Raw genomic sequence first — 19,476 nt, forward strand, 5'->3', positions numbered from 1 at the left:
AGGGGTCAACCCCTGTTGCCGCGCAGCCCCTGCACCAGCGGAACGATCGCCTTTGTAACAATCGGCACAAGGATCAGGCCCAGAACGAAGCCGACCGCCACCGACAGCAGCGCCGTCACCAGCCACGACACCACGCCCTCCAGGTCGCCCGCCATATGCCCCAGAGCATGTGCGGCGTCATGCACCCAATGCGCAGGCGCGGCCAGCCCAAGCACTTCGGCGCCATGCAGCAGGATGCCGCCGCCAACCCAGAGCATCGCCACCGTGCCGATGGTCGCCAGCAGTTTCAGGAACCCCGGCATCACACGCACGATCCCGCGCCCCAAAGATCGGGTCATACCCAGCCGCCCGCGCTGGGACATGGCCACGCCCACGTCATCGGCCTTCACGATCAGCGCGACCGACCCGTAGACCACCAGCGTGATGCCGGTGCCGACCAGGGCCAGCACCATCGCCTTCTGCCAGAAGGTGGCTTCGGGCACCGCCGACAGGGTGATGGCCATGATTTCAGCCGACAGGATGAAATCGGTCTTGATGGCACTGGCGACGCGCCGATCTTCCAGCCCCTCGGGCGTGCCAGGGGCGGCCTCTTCTCCCTCGCCATGGCCGTGAGCATGGGGGTGCAGCATTTCCAGCACCTTCTCGGCGCCTTCGAAACACAGGAACAACCCGCCAAACATCAGGATCGGCGTGATTGCCCATGGCGCCAGCAGGCTGAGGATCAGCGCGCCGGGCAAGAGCACCAGAAGCTTGTTGCGCAGGGAGCCGCGGGTGATCTTGTAGATGATCGGCAATTCGCGCTCGGCAGAGAAGCCCACCACGTAGCGCGGGGTGACGGCGGCGTCGTCGATCACCACGCCGGCCGATTTCGCCCCGGCCCTGGCCGCCAGTGCGGCGGTATCATCGACCGAGGCCGCCGCCACCTTGGCAATCGCCACCACGTCATCCAGTAGTGCCAAAAGACCTGAACTCATACCATCCTCCGCGTCTTGCGTATGGGACGAGCTATGCCAGAAACACGCGCGGCGTGCACCCCTCTCGCATCCTTGCGGCTGGTTTTACCGTGCCGGTAGGGCCGCGTGACAATCGCCGACCCCGGCCCTAAGGTCGCGCCAACCCTGCCAGTCCACGAGTTGCCCCATGTCCGACACCGCCCCGCAGTTTCAATGCCCTGCCTGTCAGTCCTGGGTGCCGGTTGTGCCGGAAACCACCGACTGCACCGCCTGCAAGGCCCCTTTTCCCCGCACGGACGGCATCCTTGATCTGCGCGCTGACCGCAGCCGCGACACGCTGCTGGATCTGGACAGCTATGACGCGGACCACGGGGTCGGCCAGGCTTCGCACCAGATCGCCGCCACCTATGCGCGGCTGTTGCAGGGCGCAGGCGTCGGGCGCGCCGCGCATGTGCTGGAGATCGGGGCCGGGTCCGGCAACCTGACCCTCGGACTGGCGCAGGAGCCATATTTCGAAAGCATCCTGTCCACCGACATCTCGGCGGGGTTCCTGAAGCGCCTGATCGGGCGCCTGTCGGACACCGGGACCGAGAACGTGTCGCTGGCGCTGGTCGACGGCAATACCCTGCCCTTTCACCCCGGCGGGTTCGACGCGGTGATCGGCCATTCCATCCTGCACCACATCGCGCGGTTCGAGGACACGCTGGCGCAATGTCACAAGCTGACAAAACCCGGCGGTGCCTGCGTGTTCGGGGAACCGATCCTCGACGTGCATGCCTTTGCCTCGCTGCTGGCGCAGAACATCCTGCTGGCGGCAGAGATGAGCGGACATGTCTTTGACAAGAAAGAGCGGCAGGTGCTGACCGCCGTGGCAGGCCGGTCGGCCATCAAGCATGGCAACCTGATCGGCGATCGCGATGCGCTGGCGCAGGTCGAGGACAAGTTCCAGTTCTCGATCGACCGAATGGCCGAACTGGGCCGATCGCTGGGCTTTTCCGAAGTGACCTGCCTGAACCCGGGCGCCGAGATGCCGCTGGGATTGCGGGCCAAGGACATGCTGCACCGTGTTTGCGGCCAGATGAAGCTGGAACCGGGGTTCCTGACGCCGTTCGACGGGTTTGCCGAAGCGCTCAGCACCACCTATGGCACGCCGCTGGGCCTGTCGGACCGGGCCCCGTTCGGGTTCTTCGTTTTTCGCAAGTGACGGGCAGCGGGGCGGGGCCGCGCTGCCCGGGCCGCCTCAGTAGCGGTAGTGCTCGGGCTTGAACGGGCCTTCCGGCTTCACGCCGATATAGGCGGCCTGTTCGGCGCTCAGTTCCGTCAGCTTCACGCCGATCCGCTTGAGATGCAGGCGCGCGACCTTTTCATCCAGGTGCTTGGGCAGGATGTAGACGTCGTTCTTGTAGGCGTCGCCCCGCGTCCACAATTCGATCTGCGCCAGCACCTGATTGGTGAAGCTGGCCGACATCACGAAGGAAGGATGACCCGTGGCATTGCCGAGGTTCAGCAGGCGGCCTTCGGACAGCAGGATGATGCGGTTGCCCGAGGGCATCTCGATCATGTCCACCTGTTCCTTGATGTTGGTCCACTTGTGGTTCTTCAGGGCCGCGACCTGGATCTCGTTGTCGAAGTGGCCGATGTTGCCGACGATGGCCATGTCCTTCATCTCGCGCATATGCTCGATGCGGATGATGTCCTTGTTGCCGGTGGTGGTGATGAAGATATCGGCGCTGGCGACCTCGTCCTCCAGCGTCACCACTTCGAACCCGTCCATGGCAGCTTGCAGCGCGCAGATCGGGTCAACCTCGGTCACCTTCACGCGGGCACCGGCGCCGCGCAGCGATGCTGCCGAGCCTTTGCCCACGTCGCCATAGCCGCAGACCACGGCGACCTTGCCGGCCATCATGGTGTCGGTGGCGCGGCGGATGCCGTCGACCAGCGATTCCTTGCAGCCGTACTTGTTGTCGAATTTCGACTTGGTGACGCTGTCGTTGACGTTGATTGCCGGGAACGGAAGCTGGCCTTCCTTGACCAGTTCGTACAGGCGGTGCACGCCGGTGGTGGTTTCTTCCGAAACACCAACGATCTGGTCACGGGTCTTGGTGAACCAGCCGGGGCTTGCGGCCATGCGCTTGGCGATCTGCGCCTTGATGGCCTCTTCCTCTTCCGAGGTCGGCACCGGGATGATGTCTTCGCCGGCTTCGGCGCGCGCGCCCAGCAGAACATACAGCGTCGCGTCGCCGCCATCGTCGAGGATCAGGTTCGGACCGTCCGGGAACATGAAGGAGCGATCCAGGTAGTCCCAATGCTCTTCCAGCGACTGGCCCTTGACGGCAAAGACCGGCACACCGGCCTCGGCGATGGCCGCGGCGGCGTGGTCTTGCGTCGAAAAGATGTTGCACGAAGCCCAGCGGACATCGGCGCCCAGATCGACCAGTGTTTCGATCAGAACCGCGGTCTGGATGGTCATGTGCAGCGAGCCGACGATACGGGCACCCTTCAGCGGTTTGCTCTCGCCGTATTCCTCGCGCAGGGACATCAGCCCCGGCATTTCGGTTTCGGCGATGTTCAGTTCCTTGCGGCCGAATCCGGCCAGCGAAATATCCTTGACGATGTAATCGGTCACGTGCTTGCTCCGCAGCTCATCATTTCATGTGTGTTGGAGGTGCAGCTAGCACCCCGCACCGGACCCGGCAAGGCGGGCACCCCGCCAAACCGCGCGCGCCGCCCCAATGGGACGGCGCGGGTCTTGGGTCAGGCGCTGATCTTGTCGGTGCCGTAGATCCGGGCCAGTTCGTCGGCCAGATCGGTCTTTTCCCAGGAAAACCCGCCATCGGCATCCGGGGCGCGACCGAAGTGGCCGTAGGCCGAGGTGCGGGCATAGATCGGTTTCAGCAGATCCAGCTGGTTGCGAATGCCGCGTGGGGTCAGGCGCACCATCTCCTGCAAGGTCTTCGAGATCGCGTCTTCATCCGCCCGGCCGGTACCTTGCGTGTCCACATAGACCGCCACGGGTTCCGGTACGCCGATGGCATAGGCCAACTGGATCAGGCATTTCTCGGCCAGACCCGCCGCGACGACGTTCTTGGCCAGGTAGCGCGCCACATAGGCCGCCGAGCGGTCCACCTTGGTGGGATCCTTGCCCGAGAACGCGCCGCCGCCATGCGGAGCCGCGCCGCCATAGGTGTCGACGATGATCTTGCGCCCGGTCAGACCGGCGTCGCCATCGGGGCCGCCGATCACGAAGCGCCCGGTGGGGTTCACGATCAGGCGCTTGTCGGACACCTGCCAGCCTTCGGGCATGGCGGCGGTCACATAGGGGCGGACCAGTTCGCGCACGCCTTCGGTGCCCAGTTCCTCGGCGTGCTGGGTCGAGACCACGACGGCATCCACCGCAACCGGCTTGCCATCCTCATAGCGCAGGGTGACCTGGCTTTTGGCATCGGGGCCAAAGCCCTGCTGCACGCCGGACTTGCGATCCTCGGCCATGGTCCGCAGAATGCGGTGGGCCAGCAGGATCGGTGCCGGCATCAGTTCCGGGGTTTCAGTGCAGGCATAGCCGAACATGATGCCCTGATCGCCGGCACCCTCTTCGCCCTTGCTGCCTTCATCCACGCCCTGCGCGATGTCGGCGGATTGCTCGTGCAGCAGGTTTTCGACGGCGCAGGTCTTCCACGAAAACCCGTCCTGCTCATAGCCGATGTCGCGGATCGCATCGCGGGCGATTTCCTCGACGCGCTGGCGCACTTCATTGGGGCCGCGCACCTCGCCGGCGATGGTCACATGATCGGTGGTGGCCAGGGTTTCGCAGGCCACACGGGAATGCGGGTCTGCTGTCAGGAAAGCATCCAATACGGCGTCCGAAATGCGGTCGCAAACTTTGTCGGGATGCCCTTCGGACACGGATTCACTGGTAAACAGCCAGCTTTTCGCACTCATATCTCATCTCTCCTTGGGCACGGCCAGAACCGGGGTGGGGCAAGGTCAGGCGGCGCTGTCGGTCGTCCTTGGCTTCGATTTCGGCTTATACCCCAAATTCGGCGCAAGCCAGCCCTCGATTTCCTCAAGGGTAACGCCCTTGCGCCGGGCATAGTCCACTGCCTGATCCTCGCCAATGCGACCGATGCCGAAATAGGCGCTGTCGGGATGGGCAAAATACAGGCCCGACACCGCCGAGGCCGGCCACATGGCGCAGCTTTCGGTCAGGACCAGACCGGCGTTCTCCGGTGCGCCCAACATGTCGAACAGGCGCCGTTTTTCGCTGTGATCGGGGCTGGCCGGATAGCCCGCCGCCGGGCGGATGCCCCGGTAGGTCTCTGAAATCAAATCGTCATTCGACAGTTTTTCGTCTGCCGCATACCCCCAAAGCGCCCGGCGCACGCGCGCATGCAGCGCCTCGGCAAAGGCCTCGGCCAGTCGGTCGCCCAGCGATTGCACCAGGATCGAGTCGTAGTCGTTGCCCTCGGCCTTGTAGCGTTCGGCGATCTCGTGAACCTCGGGGCCGGTGTTGACCGCGAAGCCGCCAACCCAGTCCGGCGTGCCAATGGGTGCGACGAAATCCGACAGGCACATGTTGGCCCGTCCGGCGGATTTTCCGCCCTGTTGGCGCAGCATCGGGAAGCGCGTGGCCTCGGCCGTGCGGGACTCGTCGCTCCAGACGATGATGTCGTCGCCGTCGCTGTTGGCCGGCCACAAGCCCACCACCCCGCGCGGGGTGAACCAGCCTTCTTCCTTGATCCGGGCCAGAATCGCCTGCGCGTTTTCGAACAGATCCCGCGCCGTCGGCCCCATCTGCGGATGCTTAAGGATCTGCGGGTACTTGCCGCGCATTTCCCAGGTCCAGAAGAACGGCGACCAGTCGATGTAGGGCTCGATATCCGCGATGCTCATGTCGTCAATGACCGACAGACCCGGCGTTTGCGGCGCGGGCGGCGAATAGGTCTTCCACCCGCCATCGAAGGCATTGGCGCGGGCGTCGGTCAGATTGGTGCCGACGCGGTCCCCGGCATCGGCGCGGCCCACACGCAAGGCTTCCTGCTGGGCCGCGATCTGGGCCAGGAAATCGGGCTTGCGGGCGGCGCTGAGCAGGGTCGAGACCACGCCAACGGCCTTGGAGGCATCATCCACATGCACAACGCCATGATCATACTCCGGCGCAACCTTCAGCGCCGTGTGCTTCTTCGAGGTCGTCGCCCCGCCGATCAGCAGCGGCAGATCCATGCCCTGCCGGGTCATTTCCGAGGCCACATCGACCATCCGGTCCAGCGAGGGCGTGATCAGCCCCGACAGCCCGATGATATCGGCCTTTTCTTCCCGCGCGCGGTTCAGGATATCCTCGGCGGGCACCATCACGCCCAGATCGACCACGTCGTAATTGTTGCACTGCAAGACGACGCCGACGATGTTCTTGCCGATGTCATGCACATCGCCCTTCACCGTCGCCATCAGGATCTTGCCCTTGGCCGACGTGTCGCCCGAACGCTTCTTTTCTTCTTCCATATAGGGGATCAGATGGCCCACGGCGGCCTTCATCACGCGGGCCGATTTCACCACCTGCGGCAGGAACATCTTGCCTTCGCCGAACAGGTCGCCGACCACGTTCATCCCGTCCATCAACGGGCCTTCGATCACGTCCAGCGGCTTGTCGGCGGCCAGACGGCATTCTTCGGTATCGGCGATGACGAAATCGGTGATGCCATGCACCAGTGCGTGGCGCAGACGCTCCTGTACCGGCGCCTCGCGCCATTTCGGATCGGCCTTCTTCGACGCCTCTCCGGCGCCCTTGTACTTGTCGGCGATCTCCAGCAGGCGGTCGGTGGCATCATCGCGGCGGTTCAGCAGCACATCCTCGACCCGCTCGCGCAGTTCCTCGGGGATGTCGTCATAGACGGTGATCTGTCCGGCGTTGACGATGGCCATGTCCAGCCCCAGCGGGATGGCGTGGTACAGGAAGGCCGAATGCATCGCCTCGCGCACCGCGTTGTTGCCCCGGAAACTGAACGAGACGTTCGACAGACCGCCCGACACATGGGTCAGCGGCATCGCTTCCTTGATCATCCGCGTGGCGTCGAAGAATGCCACCGCATAGTCGTTGTGCTCTTCGATCCCGGTCGCCACGGCGAAGATGTTGGGATCGAAGATGATGTCCCACGGATCGAAGCCCGCCTTCTGGGTCAGCAGGTCATAGGACCGTTTGCAGATCTCGAACTTGTGCTGGGCGGTTTCGGCCTGTCCGCCCTCGTCGAAGGCCATGACCACCACGGCCGCACCATAACGGCGCACGATCCGGGCCTGTTCCAGAAACGCCGCTTCGCCTTCCTTCAGCGAGATCGAATTGACCACACAGCGTCCCTGCACGCATTTCAGCCCGGCCTCGATCACCTCGAATTTCGAGCTGTCCAGCATGATCGGCACGCGGGAAATGTCGGGCTCCGCCGCAATCAGGTTGAGGAAGGTGGTCATCGCCTTCTCGGCGTCCAGCAATCCCTCGTCCATGTTGATGTCGATGATCTGGGCGCCGTTTTCCACCTGTTGCCGCGCCACGTCCAGCGCGGCGGGATAGTCATCGGCCATGATCAATTTCTTGAACTTGGCCGAGCCGGTGACGTTGGTGCGTTCGCCGATGTTGATGAAGCGTGCGATGCTCATGCCGCGCCCTCCGCTTCGAACATCTCAAGCCCTGACAGGCGCAGGCGCTGACGCGAGGCCGGCACCTTGCGGGGCGATTTGCCCTCCACCGCCTTGGCAATCGCCGCGATGTGTTCGGGCGTGGTGCCGCAGCAACCGCCCACAAGGTTCACAAGCCCACTGTTGGCCCATTCTTCCAGATGCGCGGCGGTTTCTTCCGGCGTCTCGTCATAGCCGCCCATTTCATTGGGCAATCCGGCATTGGGATAGGCACTGATCAACGTGTCCGCGACCTCGCCGATGGTGCGCACATGGGCGCGCATCTCGGCCGCGCCAAGGGCGCAGTTCAGGCCCACCGCAAAGGGTTTGGCGTGGGACATGGAGACCCAGAAGGCCTCGGGCGTCTGCCCGGTCAGGGTCCGGCCCGAACGGTCGGTGATGGTGCCCGAGATGATGATGGGCGGAATCTCCAGCCCTTCGTCGCGCAGGCTGTCGATCGCGAACAGCGCGGCCTTGGCGTTCAGCGTGTCGAAGATGGTTTCCACCAGAAGGATATCGCAGCCGCCTTCGATCAGCCCCCGCGCGGCCTCGCCATAGGCGGCGGCCAGCTGGTCGAACGTCACCCCGCGATAGCCCGGATCGTTCACATCCGGGCTGATCGAGGCGGTCTGGTTGGTCGGCCCGATGCCGCCCGCGACCCAGCGCCGCTTGCCGCCGACGCGGGCGATGGCCTCGCGCGCAAGTTCCACCGAGGCCCGGTTCATCTCGTAGGACAGCTCCTCCATGCCATAATCGGCCTGGCTGATCCGGTTGGCCCCGAAGGTGTTGGTGGTCAGGATATCGGCCCCGGCGCGCAGGAAATCCTCGTGAATGTCGCGGATCATTTGCGGCTGGGTCAGGCTCAGCAACTCGTTGTTGCCGCCCACGTCGCGCGGATGGTCGGCGAATCGGGTTCCCCGGTAACTGGACTCATCGGGCTTGTGCCGCTGAATCATCGTCCCCATGGCCCCGTCCAGCACCAGAATGCGCTTGTTCGCTTCTGTTTCCAGTTCCTTCGATCCCGACATGAAACCCCCTGTCCGGTGCCTTGGACGCCACGCCCGTCGCGTGCCGATTTCGGGGCTACATACAGTCCAGAATGCGGGACTTCCAGCCACCACCGCCACGGGCAAGGGCACCAGCGCCGTAACAGCACGCAAATCAGACATTTTCTCTTGCCTGAGCGAATTTGCTGGGCTAGCAGATTCAGGCACGGTGGGAGAATCTGGACTGATCCAGTGCCGAAGGAGCAACCGCCCCGGTAAACTCTCAGGCAACCGGACCGTCGTGCAGAGAGACTCTGGAGAGAGGCGCAAAACGCGTCCGCCGAAGGGATAACGATCTCAGGCAATCGGACAGAGGGGGCATCTCGGGTGCATGGCACCTGCCTGATGCCGGTCCCCTGCCCGGCGCCGACCAGAGGAGCCGACATGGGCGATTTGAAACAGACACCGCTACACGCCATGCACCTGTCGCTGGGGGCCAAGATGACGGCCTTCGCGGGCTATGACATGCCGGTGCAATACAAGCCCGGCGTGCTGAAGGAACACCTGCATTGCCGCGCCGAAGCCGGGTTGTTCGATGTCAGCCACATGGGTCAGATCCTGCTGACGCCGAAATCGGGCGATGTGGCCGATGCCGCGCTGGCGCTGGAAACGCTGGTGCCGGCCGCCATCGCCGGACTGGCCGACGGGCGGCAACGCTATGGCATGTTCACCAACGACGAAGGCGGCATTCTGGATGACCTGATGATCGCCAATCGCGGCGATCACCTGTTCCTTGTGGTCAACGCCGCCTGCAAGGACGCCGATCTGGCGCATCTGCAAGCGCATCTGTCGGACACCTGCGAAATCACCCCGATCCCCGACCGCGGCCTGATCGCCCTGCAAGGCCCCGCAGCCGAGGAGGCGCTGGCCGCTCTTGCGCCCGCCGCGCGCGACATGCGGTTCATGGATGTGATCGTGACAGACAGCGCCTTCGGCGAGCTGTGGATCTCGCGCTCGGGCTACACCGGCGAGGACGGGTTCGAGATTTCCATGCCCGGCGATCAGGCCGAGGCTTTCGCCCGTGCCCTGCTGGACAACGACGCGGTGGCGCCCATCGGCCTTGGCGCCCGCGACAGCCTGCGGCTGGAAGCCGGGCTGTGCCTTTACGGCTCGGATCTGGACACCACCACCAGCCCGGTCGAGGCCGGTCTGACATGGGCCATCCAGAAGGTGCGCCGCACCGGGGGTGCCCGCGAAGGCGGATTTCCCGGCGCCGCGCGCATCCTGGCCGAACTGACGGGCGGTCCCGCCCGCAAGCTTGTCGGCCTGCGCCCCGACGGCCGCGCGCCGATGCGCGCCGGCACGCCGCTTTTTGCCGAGGCCGACGGCGGCGAACCCATCGGGCAGATCACTTCGGGCGCCTTTGGCCCCACTATCGAGGCGCCCATGTCCATGGGCTATGTCACCGCCGCCCACGCAGACACGGGCGGCACGATCTATGGCGAGGTGCGCGGCAAACGCCTGCCCGCCACCGTGGTGGACATGCCGTTCCGCCCTGCCACCTATAAACGCTGACCCACTGGAGATCCGAGATGAAATTCACCGAAGAACATGAATGGCTGCGCGAGGAAGATGGTCTGATCGTGGTCGGCATCACCGAACATGCGGCCACTCAATTGGGCGATCTGGTGTTCGTCGAAATGCCCGACACCGATATCGAGGTCGCCAAGGATGACGAGATCGTGGTGATCGAGTCGGTCAAGGCCGCCTCGGACATCATGGCCCCCATCGACGGCACCATCGTCGAGGTCAACGACGCCATCGTTGCCAACCCCGAACTGGTGAACGAAGACCCGCAAGGCGACGGCTGGTTCTTCAAGATGAAGGCATCGGATGCATCCCAGATGGATGACATGATGGATGCCGACGGCTACGCGAAATTCATCGGATAAGGACCGCGACATGCCCTTCACGCCCACCGATTACCTGCCCTATGACTTTGCCAACAGGCGCCATATCGGCCCTTCGCCGGAAGAAATGGCCGAGATGCTGAAAGTGGTCGGTGCGGCGTCCCTGGACGACCTGATCGACGAAACCGTCCCGGCCAGCATCCGCCAGGCCGAGCCTCTGAAGCTGGGCCGCCCCAAGTCGGAGCGCGAGCTTCTGTATCACATGGCCGAGGTGGCCAAGCAGAACACGGTTCTGACCTCGCTGATCGGCATGGGCTACCATGACACCGTCATGCCCCCGGCGATCCAGCGCAACGTGTTCGAGAACCCGGCGTGGTACACCTCGTATACGCCCTACCAGCCCGAAATCAGCCAGGGCCGCCTTGAGGCGCTGCTGAACTACCAGACCATGATTTCGGACCTGACCGGGCTTGAGATCGCCAATGCCTCGCTGCTGGACGAGGCCACGGCCTGTGCCGAAGCGATGACCATGGCGCAACGCGGGTCGAAATCGAAGGCCACGGCCTTCTTCGTCGACGAAAACTGCCATCCGCAGAGTATCGCCGTCATGCAGACCCGCGCCGCGCCGCTGGGGATCGAGATTGTCGTGGGCGCGCCCGAGGATCTGGACCCGGGATCCGTCTTTGGTGCGATCTTCCAGTATCCGGGCACGTATGGCCACCTGCGCGACTTCACCGATGTGATCGCGGACCTGCACGCAGCCAAGGCAGCGGCCATCCTGTCCGCCGATCCGCTGGCGCTGACCATCCTGAAGGAACCCGGTGCCATGGGGGCCGACATCGCCGTCGGCTCGACCCAGCGTTTCGGGGTGCCGCTGGGCTATGGCGGTCCGCACGCGGCCTATCTGGCCTGCCGCGACAACTACAAGCGGTCGATGCCCGGTCGGCTGGTGGGGGTCTCGGTGGACAGCCACGGCGACCTCGCCTACCGGCTGTCGCTGCAGACCCGCGAACAGCACATCCGGCGCGAGAAGGCGACATCCAACGTCTGCACCGCGCAGGCGCTGCTGGCGGTTATCGCGTCGTTCTACGGTGTGTTCCACGGGCCCAAGGGGCTGAAGGCCATCGCCCAGCGGATCCATCGCAAGACCGTGCGCATGGTGCGCGGGCTGGAAGAAGGCGGCTTCCAGGTGGAGCCGGAAGCCTATTTCGACACCGTCACCGTCAACACCGGTCCGATGCAGGGGGTGATCCTGAAATCGGCACTGGCCGAGGGCATCAACCTGCGCAAGATCGGCGAGGACCGCATCGGCATTTCGCTGGACGAATGCACCCGCCCCGCCACCATCGAGGCCGTCTGGCGCGCCTTCGGCATCGACCGCAAGGATGACGACTGGACCCCGCACTACCGGGTGCCCGACGGGCTGATCCGTGAAAGCGCGTTCATGACCCATCCGGTGTTCCACATGAACCGGGCCGAGACCGAGATGATGCGCTATATGCGCCGTCTGTCGGATCGCGATCTGGCGCTGGACCGGGCGATGATTCCGCTGGGCTCCTGCACCATGAAGCTGAACTCGGCGGCCGAGATGATGCCGGTGAGCTGGCCCGAGTTTTCCAAGATCCACCCCTTTGCCCCGGTGGATCAGGTGAAGGGCTATACCACCCTGATCAGGGAACTCAGCGCAGCGTTGTGCACCATCACCGGCTATGACGACATGTCGATGCAGCCCAATTCGGGCGCGCAGGGCGAATACGCGGGACTTCTGACCATCGCCGCCTATCACAGGGCGCGCGGCGACAGCCTTCGCAACATCTGCCTGATCCCGGTCAATGCCCATGGCACCAACCCGGCCTCGGCGCAGATGTGCGGCATGAAAGTGGTTGTGGTGGCCTGCACCGCCAACGGCGATATCGACCTTGGCGACTTCCGCAAGAAGGCCGAGGCGGCGGGCGACAACCTGGCCGCCTGCATGATCACCTATCCCTCGACCCACGGCGTGTTCGAGGACACGGTGCGCGAGGTCTGCGACATCACCCACAAGTACGGGGGCCAAGTCTATCTGGACGGCGCCAACCTGAACGCCATGGTCGGCCTGTCGAAACCCGGCGAGATCGGCTCGGACGTCAGCCACCTGAACCTGCACAAGACCTTCTGCATCCCGCATGGCGGCGGCGGCCCCGGCATGGGCCCCATCGGCGTAAAGGCACATCTGGCGCCCTATCTGCCCGGCCATCCGGCCACCGGTGGCAGTGAAGGCCCGGTCAGTGCCGCGCCCTATGGCTCGCCCTCGATCCTGCCGATTTCCTGGGCCTATGTGCTGATGATGGGCGGCGAGGGGCTGACGCAGGCGACCAAGGTGGCGATCCTGAACGCCAACTACATCGCCAAGCGGCTGGAGGGCGCCTTCGACATCCTGTTCAAGGGCCAGAACGGGCGCGTGGCGCATGAGTGCATCCTCGACACCCGCCCCTATGCCGAGGCGGGCATCACCGTTGATGACATTGCCAAGCGGCTGATCGATCACGGCTTCCACGCCCCGACCATGAGCTGGCCGGTGTCCGGCACGCTGATGGTCGAGCCCACCGAATCGGAAACCAAGGCCGAGCTGGACCGCTTTTGTGCGGCGATGCTGGCGATCCGCGACGAGATCGCCGATGTGGCCGAGGGGCGGATCGACCGGGACAACAACCCGCTGAAGAACGCCCCCCACACCACCGCCGACCTGGTGGCCGAATGGGACCGCCCCTATACCCGCGAGGCCGCCTGCTTCCCGGCGGGCGCGTTCCGGGTGGACAAGTACTGGCCACCCGTGGGCCGGGTGGACAATGTCTATGGCGACCGCCACCTGGTGTGCACCTGCCCACCGCTGGAAGACTACCAGGACGCCGCCGAATAAGGCTGCGTTCCGGCGGGGGCCACTCGGCCCCCGTCCATCGGTCCTGACCCCTGATCCGTGAAGGTCGCCGCGTACCGCCGTTGCAATCCGCCGCCGGCAGGGTCATATACCGCCCGACGATCCCTGGAGTGGCCATGCATACCTATCTCGACTTCGAAAAACCGCTCGCCGAAATCGAAGGCAAAGCCGAAGAGTTGCGCGCCCTGGCGCGGTCCAATGAAGGGATGGATGTGGCGGGCGAGGCCGCGGGGCTGGACAAGAAAGCCGCCGACCTTCTGAAAACGCTCTATTCCGACCTGACGCCCTGGCGCAAATGCCAGGTGGCGCGGCATCCCGACCGGCCGAACTGCAAGGACTACATCCGCGAGCTGTTCACGGAATACACGCCGCTGGCCGGCGACCGGAACTTCGCCGACGATCAGGCGGTCCTGGGCGGGCTGGCGCGGTTCAACGATCAGCCGGTGATGGTGATCGGCCATGAAAAGGGCCATGACACCCAGACCCGCCTGCACCACAATTTCGGCATGGCGCGGCCCGAAGGCTATCGCAAGGCCGTGCGACTGATGGATCTGGCCGACCGCTTCCGCCTGCCGGTGGTGACGCTGGTGGATACCCCCGGTGCCTATCCCGGCAAGGGTGCCGAAGAGCGCGGCCAGTCCGAAGCCATTGCCCGTTCAACCGAAAAATGCCTGCAGATCGGCGTGCCGCTGGTCTCGGTCATCATCGGCGAAGGCGGCTCGGGCGGCGCCGTGGCCTTTGCCACCGCCAACAAGGTCGCGATGCTGGAACATTCGGTCTATTCGGTGATCTCGCCCGAAGGCTGCGCCTCGATCCTGTGGAAGAACGCCCAGAAGATGCGTGAAGCCGCCGAGGCCCTGCGCCTGACCGCGCAAGACCTGCAGCAGCTGGGCGTCATCGATCAGATCATCGCCGAACCCGTCGGCGGCGCGCAGCGCGATCCCAAGAAGACCATCCGCCGTGTCGGCCGTGCAATCTCGGAACTTCTGGAAGAGATGGAAGGCATGGATGCCGCAGCGCTGGTGAAAGCGCGGCGCAAGAAATACCTGGACATGGGCCGTCAGGGGCTGGCCGGCTGATCCGGCGGGCCGGTCAGAAGCGGAAGGTCGCGGTGAACTTCACATAGGGCAGGACATTGGGGGCATCATCCTCGGCGTCCTTGATTTCCTTGTTCAGGTCGGCTTGCGACACCTGCCCCGACTTGTCCGTCAGCGACACATCAAAACCCCCGGTGTACATCGCCCCAAGATCGGCGCTGAGGGTCCAGCGCGGGCTGACCTGGCCGTCGTAGCCCAGCGAAATCATCGGCATCACCGAGTTCGTGGTGTCGGCGCTGTAGCGCAGGTTCACGTTGTTGTAGCTGTTGTTGCCCACGGTTCCGCTGCCGCGCCCGGTGCCATCCACGTCATAGCCGCTGAACATGGCGCCGCCGGTGACCCTGAGCCCACCGATCCCGGTGTAGTAGTCCCCCAGCAGGCCAATGCCGCCCAGCTGAGCCTCGTAATCATACTTGATGCCGTCGTCGGTTTCCTTGTCGTCGACCGACAGGTAGCCCACCGGCACGCGCAGGCCAAAGCGATCGCTGACGCGATAGGTGCCTTCGAGCGTGGCGCCCAGGGTGGACAGGCCGAAGCCCAGTCCGAACTCCCCCGGCTCTTGCGCAAGAGTGGCGACGGGCACAACGCCAGCGGCGATGAGGATCAGGGCTTTGGTCACGTTTTCCATGGAATCATCTTGGCAGCTGAGAAATCCATACGTCCACTAAGACCGAGAATCCCTAACAAGTCATGTGAAAACCACGTGATAGATCCGCCGGAACGCCGTCTGATGCAAAAAAATTACGTTGCGTCAAACTTCAGGCCGGCCTCGGCCATCAGAAGCTTCGAGCGGGTCTCGACAACCTCCTCAAGCGCGGTCATGAAGGTCCCGATTTCCTGGCCCGGCGGGATCGGATCCAGAAAGTCCACCACCGCAGTACCGGGTTTGCGCAACACCCCCGACCGCGGCCAGAACACCCCGACATTGGTGGCCGCGGGCACGCAGGGCTGGCCCAGCTTGCGGTACAGCACCCCGGTGCCGATCTTGTACGGCAGCGTGGCGCGCGGTGCGACGCGGGTGCCCTGCGGATAGATGATAAGCTGGCCCGGCAAGCTGCGCCCGGCGGCCACGTCCCGGACCATCTGTTCCATCGCCGGCCCGCGCTTGCCGCGATCCACCGGCACGCAGCCGATGCGCAGGGCGTACCAGCCCAGGATCGGCGCCCGCACCAGTTGCTTCTTCATGATGAACTTGGGCCGCGGCACGACCGAGCAGATCATGATGATGTCGAAGAAACTCTGATGTTTCGAGGCGATCATCACCTCGTCGCGGGGGACCTCGCCGCGAATCTCGGACTTCAGGCCGATCATCCAGCCAGCCGACCAGCGCACATAGCGGCAATAGGCCCGGATGCCAGCGAAGGCGCCACGTCGGTCGAAAATGGCCCAAGGGGTATAGACCACCGCCAGAACCGCCATCATCAGATACATCTGGCCGTTGAAGATCAGTGACCGAAGCCATTGAATCGCCTGCACGCCGTTCCCCTCCCGCGTCAATTCCGCCTGTCTATGCCTGCCCGCCCTGCCAAGCGCAACCGCACGATGCTTTGCGCCGGCGCGGCGGGAAGCCTATAGTCGCCGCACCCGAACCGAAAGGGCGCTTGAGCGAGCACATGCGGATCATCTGTCCTGACTGTCAGGCGAAATACGACATACCCGACGCGGCCATCCCCGCCGCCGGGCGCGAGGTCCAATGTGCCCGCTGCGCCCACGCCTGGTACCAGCTTCCGCTGACCGGCGCGGCAGCGGTTGTGGCGCCGCGTGACAAGGCGCGTGACGAAGAAGACGCCGAAGACGCCCTGCCCCCCGACACGACAGCCCGGCTGGACACGGAAACCGGCGCGCCCTCGCCCCGGCGGGAACTGGACCCAAGCCTGTTGTCGGTGCTGCGCGAAGAAGCCAAGCGCGAGGCGGCGGTGCGCGCCGGCAAGGAGGACGTCCTGCCGCCCGCTGCCGCAACGCCGGAACCCGCCGCGCCCTCGGGCGCCAGCGCCCGTCTGGCCCGCCTGAAGGCCGCAGAGACCTCTGGGACGCCGCTGACGCCCGATACCGAAGCGGCAGTGGAAGATCCCGGTGCTGCCACCCGCAGCCCGCAGCCGCCGCTTCTGACCGCGGCCGGGGCCACCGCTGAACAGGCAAGGCCTGGACGCGATCTGCCAGTGCCGATCTCCTCGACCGAATTGGCGGTGATCGCGCAACGGCGGCGGCGGACCGGCTTTCGTCTGGGATTCGGGCTGACCGCCGGGCTGGCCTGTCTGGCGGTGGGGGCATATCTGGCCGCGCCGCATGTGGCGGCCATCCTGCCGCAAGGCACGCCCTATGCGGATCTGGTGATTGCCCATGGCAACCGGGTACAGGCGCAACTGATCGAGGCGCTCAGCCAGCTTCTGGCCCCACGCTCGGCGCTCTAGAACCGGTCCAGCAAACGGCGCAGGTAGTCCAACTCGACCTCGGGGCGGGACTGGTCGCCCGACCGGCGGCGGATTTCGTCCAGCAGGTCGCGGGCGCGGCGATAGACATCCTCGTTCTGCAACAGCCGTTCGCGCGTGCCGAACTGACCGTCGCCAGTGGCCTCGCGGCCCAGCGGATCAAGGCGGTTGCCGGGGGCGGTCTGGCCCAGCTGCTCGCCGCCCTGCCCCTGACCCGGCTGTTCCTGCGCCAGTTCACGGCCCAGATCGCGGATGCCGTCGCGCAGGCGGTCCATGGCCTCGGACTGGCTGTCCATGGCCCCGGCCAGATCGTTGCGGCGCAAGGCCTCTTCGGCCTCATCCATGGCGCGGCCCGCCCCTTCCAGCGCCTCGCGCGCGGCGTCCGAGCCTTCGCCGGTACCCGGCAGCGATTGCTGCTGGTTGCGCAGGGTGTCGCGCAGCGCCTGCTGGCGGTCGGCCAGATCCTGCGCCAGCCCCTCGGTGCCCTGCGGGGCGCCGTTTTCGCCCCCCGGCTGGCCGGGCTGGCCTTGTCCGGGCTGTCCCTGACCTTGCCCCAGCTCGCGCCCCGGCTGCTGCCCCTGCAGCCCCTGGAACGAATCGTCGGACAGGTTCTGCTGGTCGCGCAGGGTCTCGCGCAAGCCGTTCAGCGCCTGCTGGCCCTGGCTTCCCTGCCCGCCGGGCTGGCCCTGGGCCATCTGCATGTTCTGCATCATCCGGGCGATCTGATCGAGCAACTGCTGCGCCTCGGCCATCCGGCCTTCCTGCATCAGCTGTTGCAGGCGGTCGAGCAGGTCTTCCAGCTGCTGGCCGGTAATCTCCTGCCCTTCGGCGAACTCACGCTCCTGATCGTTGTCGCGCTGCTGCTGTGCCAGTTGGCGCATGACGTCCTGCATCGCTTCGCGCAGTTCCTGCATCAACTGATCGATTTCGCTGTCCGTGGCGCCGTCGCGCATCGCTTCGGCCAGCTTTTCCTGCGCGCGGCGCAGTCGCGCCATGGCATCGGATAGATCGCCTTCTTCGATCTTGAGGGCCAGTTCCCACAGGGTTTCGGCCATGTCCTCCTGCAACTCCTGGTCGATGTCGGCGGGTGCCGAGGCTTCCAGCGCGCGGGCGATGGTGCGGACCCGCAGATAATCGGTCTGGATCTGGAACAGGTCTTCGGGCCGATGCGAAATCGCCCGCAAGAGCTGCGCCACGCGCGGCGCGTTGGCCCGCGCCCACAGCAGATCGCGGCGTTGTTCGATCAGCGCCTGCGCCAGCGGTTCGAAGAACCGGCGCGCCGGCAGGGTCAGGGTCAGGGGATCGCTGGCGCCCGTGTTGCCGGCGGCATCGGTCACCCGGAAAGTCATCACCACCGGCAGCCCGGCCCAGGGATGTTTCGAGAAATCCTCGACTAGGATCTCGGAGAACGCCTCGCGCCCACCGGTGATCGGCATCGGCAGGGCGGCGATCACCGGCGCGCGCGGGTCGGGGTCGGCGGCCAGACCGTAGCTGCGCGGCACCGCCGGCAGATCAAGGGCGAACTCGACCTCTCCGGCCTCGACGCCATAGTCATCGCTGGCGGCAAAGGGCTGCGAAAACTCGCCGTCGACTTTGACTTCCAGCGGCCCCTCGGGCGCGACCTGCGGCGGCGCATCGGCGGCCAGCGTGATGATCCATTCCGCCCCGCCTTCGCCAAGGATGGCCAACTCGCCCGCTTGCGTCACTTCGAAGGCCTGCGACGGGGCCGCGGCGCTGTCCAGCTCGCCGGTGCGGCCCGAGACGGTTTCCGAGACCGCCAGATCGCCCGGCCTGCCGTAGAGCCGCAGGTCGATCCGGGTGCCCGCAGGCAGGGTCAGCGCGCCGGGCGGCAGGTCGTTCAGATACAGGCTGGGCCGCCCGGTATAGGCGGGCGGGGTCAGCCAGCCTTCCCAAGACGGGCCCGCGATCACCGTGCCCGAGCCCGCCAGCGGGCTGTTGTGCGCCGGATCGAGCCGCAGGACCGAGCCGAACAGAAGCGCTATCGCAAACAGGGTCAGCGCGGTGTAGCGCAGCCCATAGCGGTCAAATCGCGACAGGTGCAGATCGGGCACCACGGCGCGGGCGCGGGACAGCCTGGCCGCCATGCGCGAGCGATGCGCGGCCCAGACCTGCTCCGACCCGGCATCCCCGGCACCGATTGCCTGCGCATCGCGCAGCGCCGCAATCGGGCGTCCGGACAGCGAGGCATCCAGGCGCTCTTCGGCCTCGACCCAGGACGGCCAGCGGAACCGGCGCAGCGCCCACCACAGGCTCCAGACCCCGGCCAGCGAAGCCCCCAGGTAGGCACCCCAGTAGAGTTCAACCGGCGCCTGCTCCAGCACCCCCAGCATGGCCACCGCGACGACCGTCAGCAGAACGGCCCAGAGCGGCCAGAAGGCGCGCACCCCACGTTCGGCCACCAGCCCCAGAAGGGTCAGCCGCAACGGCCAGCGCAGACGCTTGGCCGGATCGAGGATCCGGGTGGAGGGAGAAGTCATGCCGACCTCCGCGGCGCTGG

At 65.6% G+C, this 19,476-nt stretch carries 12 protein-coding genes, 1 pseudogene and 2 riboswitches; of the genes and pseudogenes, 6 read left to right on the top strand and 7 right to left on the bottom strand.

Annotation, left to right across the window (positions count from 1 at the left end):
• Positions 1 to 5 precede the first annotated feature (5 nt).
• Complete coding sequence (locus tag ACP15K_RS03950) at positions 6 to 974, bottom strand: DUF808 domain-containing protein (RefSeq protein WP_424989861.1); 969 nt, start codon at positions 972 to 974, stop codon at positions 6 to 8.
• A gap of 166 nt (positions 975 to 1,140) precedes the next feature.
• On the opposite strand from ACP15K_RS03950, the gene ACP15K_RS03955 reads away from it, so the two are divergent.
• Positions 1,141 to 2,157, top strand: coding sequence for a class I SAM-dependent methyltransferase (locus ACP15K_RS03955; protein ID WP_424989862.1), 1,017 nt, complete (start codon positions 1,141 to 1,143; stop codon positions 2,155 to 2,157).
• Positions 2,158 to 2,193: 36 nt separating this feature from the next.
• Here the strand turns inward: ACP15K_RS03955 and ahcY are convergent, their stop codons facing one another.
• The 3 genes and pseudogenes from ahcY to metH all read right to left on the bottom strand — a co-directional run bounded on the left by ahcY (position 2,194) and on the right by metH (position 8,647).
• The gene (gene ahcY, locus ACP15K_RS03960; RefSeq protein ID WP_193140619.1) at positions 2,194 to 3,579 is read right to left on the bottom strand and encodes an adenosylhomocysteinase; all 1,386 of its coding nucleotides are present in this window, start codon (positions 3,577 to 3,579) and stop codon (positions 2,194 to 2,196) included.
• 128 nt (positions 3,580 to 3,707) lie between these two features.
• Positions 3,708 to 4,892: a methionine adenosyltransferase gene (gene metK / locus ACP15K_RS03965; RefSeq protein ID WP_424989863.1), complete on the bottom strand. Its 1,185-nt coding sequence runs from the start codon at positions 4,890 to 4,892 to the stop codon at positions 3,708 to 3,710.
• Positions 4,893 to 4,937: 45 nt separating this feature from the next.
• Positions 4,938 to 8,647, bottom strand: a pseudogene (gene metH, locus ACP15K_RS03970) (methionine synthase).
• 178 nt (positions 8,648 to 8,825) lie between these two features.
• Positions 8,826 to 8,914: riboswitch (glycine riboswitch) on the top strand.
• Positions 8,915 to 8,917: 3 nt separating this feature from the next.
• A riboswitch (glycine riboswitch) is annotated at positions 8,918 to 8,980 on the top strand.
• A 69-nt stretch (positions 8,981 to 9,049) separates the two neighbouring features.
• On the opposite strand from metH, the gene gcvT reads away from it, so the two are divergent.
• From gcvT to ACP15K_RS03990, 4 genes are all read left to right on the top strand, one after another.
• A complete protein-coding gene (gcvT, locus tag ACP15K_RS03975; protein ID WP_424989864.1) occupies positions 9,050 to 10,180 on the top strand; it encodes a glycine cleavage system aminomethyltransferase GcvT in 1,131 nt (376 codons plus the stop codon).
• Between the two features lie 17 nt (positions 10,181 to 10,197).
• Positions 10,198 to 10,557 (top strand): glycine cleavage system protein GcvH, encoded by a 360-nt coding sequence (gene gcvH / locus ACP15K_RS03980; RefSeq protein ID WP_193140614.1) that lies wholly within the window; start codon positions 10,198 to 10,200, stop codon positions 10,555 to 10,557.
• Between the two features lie 10 nt (positions 10,558 to 10,567).
• A complete protein-coding gene (gcvP, locus tag ACP15K_RS03985; protein ID WP_193140613.1) occupies positions 10,568 to 13,414 on the top strand; it encodes an aminomethyl-transferring glycine dehydrogenase in 2,847 nt (948 codons plus the stop codon).
• 134 nt (positions 13,415 to 13,548) lie between these two features.
• Positions 13,549 to 14,511 carry an acetyl-CoA carboxylase carboxyltransferase subunit alpha gene (locus ACP15K_RS03990; protein WP_193140612.1) on the top strand — a complete coding sequence of 321 codons (963 nt, stop codon included), beginning with the start codon at positions 13,549 to 13,551 and terminating at the stop codon, positions 14,509 to 14,511.
• Between the two features lie 13 nt (positions 14,512 to 14,524).
• Here the strand turns inward: ACP15K_RS03990 and ACP15K_RS03995 are convergent, their stop codons facing one another.
• Both ACP15K_RS03995 and ACP15K_RS04000 read right to left on the bottom strand, forming a co-directional pair.
• Complete coding sequence (locus ACP15K_RS03995) at positions 14,525 to 15,157, bottom strand: hypothetical protein (RefSeq protein WP_193140611.1); 633 nt, start codon at positions 15,155 to 15,157, stop codon at positions 14,525 to 14,527.
• A 113-nt stretch (positions 15,158 to 15,270) separates the two neighbouring features.
• Complete coding sequence (locus ACP15K_RS04000; protein ID WP_193140762.1) at positions 15,271 to 15,960, bottom strand: lysophospholipid acyltransferase family protein; 690 nt, start codon at positions 15,958 to 15,960, stop codon at positions 15,271 to 15,273.
• A 170-nt stretch (positions 15,961 to 16,130) separates the two neighbouring features.
• Between ACP15K_RS04000 and ACP15K_RS04005 the strand changes: the two genes are divergently transcribed.
• On the top strand, positions 16,131 to 16,940 hold the full coding sequence (locus ACP15K_RS04005) for a zinc-ribbon domain-containing protein (protein ID WP_424989865.1): 810 nt from the start codon (positions 16,131 to 16,133) through the stop codon (positions 16,938 to 16,940).
• On the opposite strand, the gene ACP15K_RS04010 is transcribed toward ACP15K_RS04005, so the two are convergent.
• Positions 16,937 to 19,456 carry a TIGR02302 family protein gene (locus ACP15K_RS04010; protein WP_424989866.1) on the bottom strand — a complete coding sequence of 840 codons (2,520 nt, stop codon included), beginning with the start codon at positions 19,454 to 19,456 and terminating at the stop codon, positions 16,937 to 16,939. The genes ACP15K_RS04005 and ACP15K_RS04010 overlap by 4 nt on opposite strands.
• Positions 19,457 to 19,476: the final 20 nt, after the last annotated feature.

The sequence above is a fragment of the Fluviibacterium sp. S390 genome (assembly GCF_049800695.1).
Classification (GTDB): Bacteria; Pseudomonadota; Alphaproteobacteria; order Rhodobacterales; family Rhodobacteraceae; genus Meridianimarinicoccus.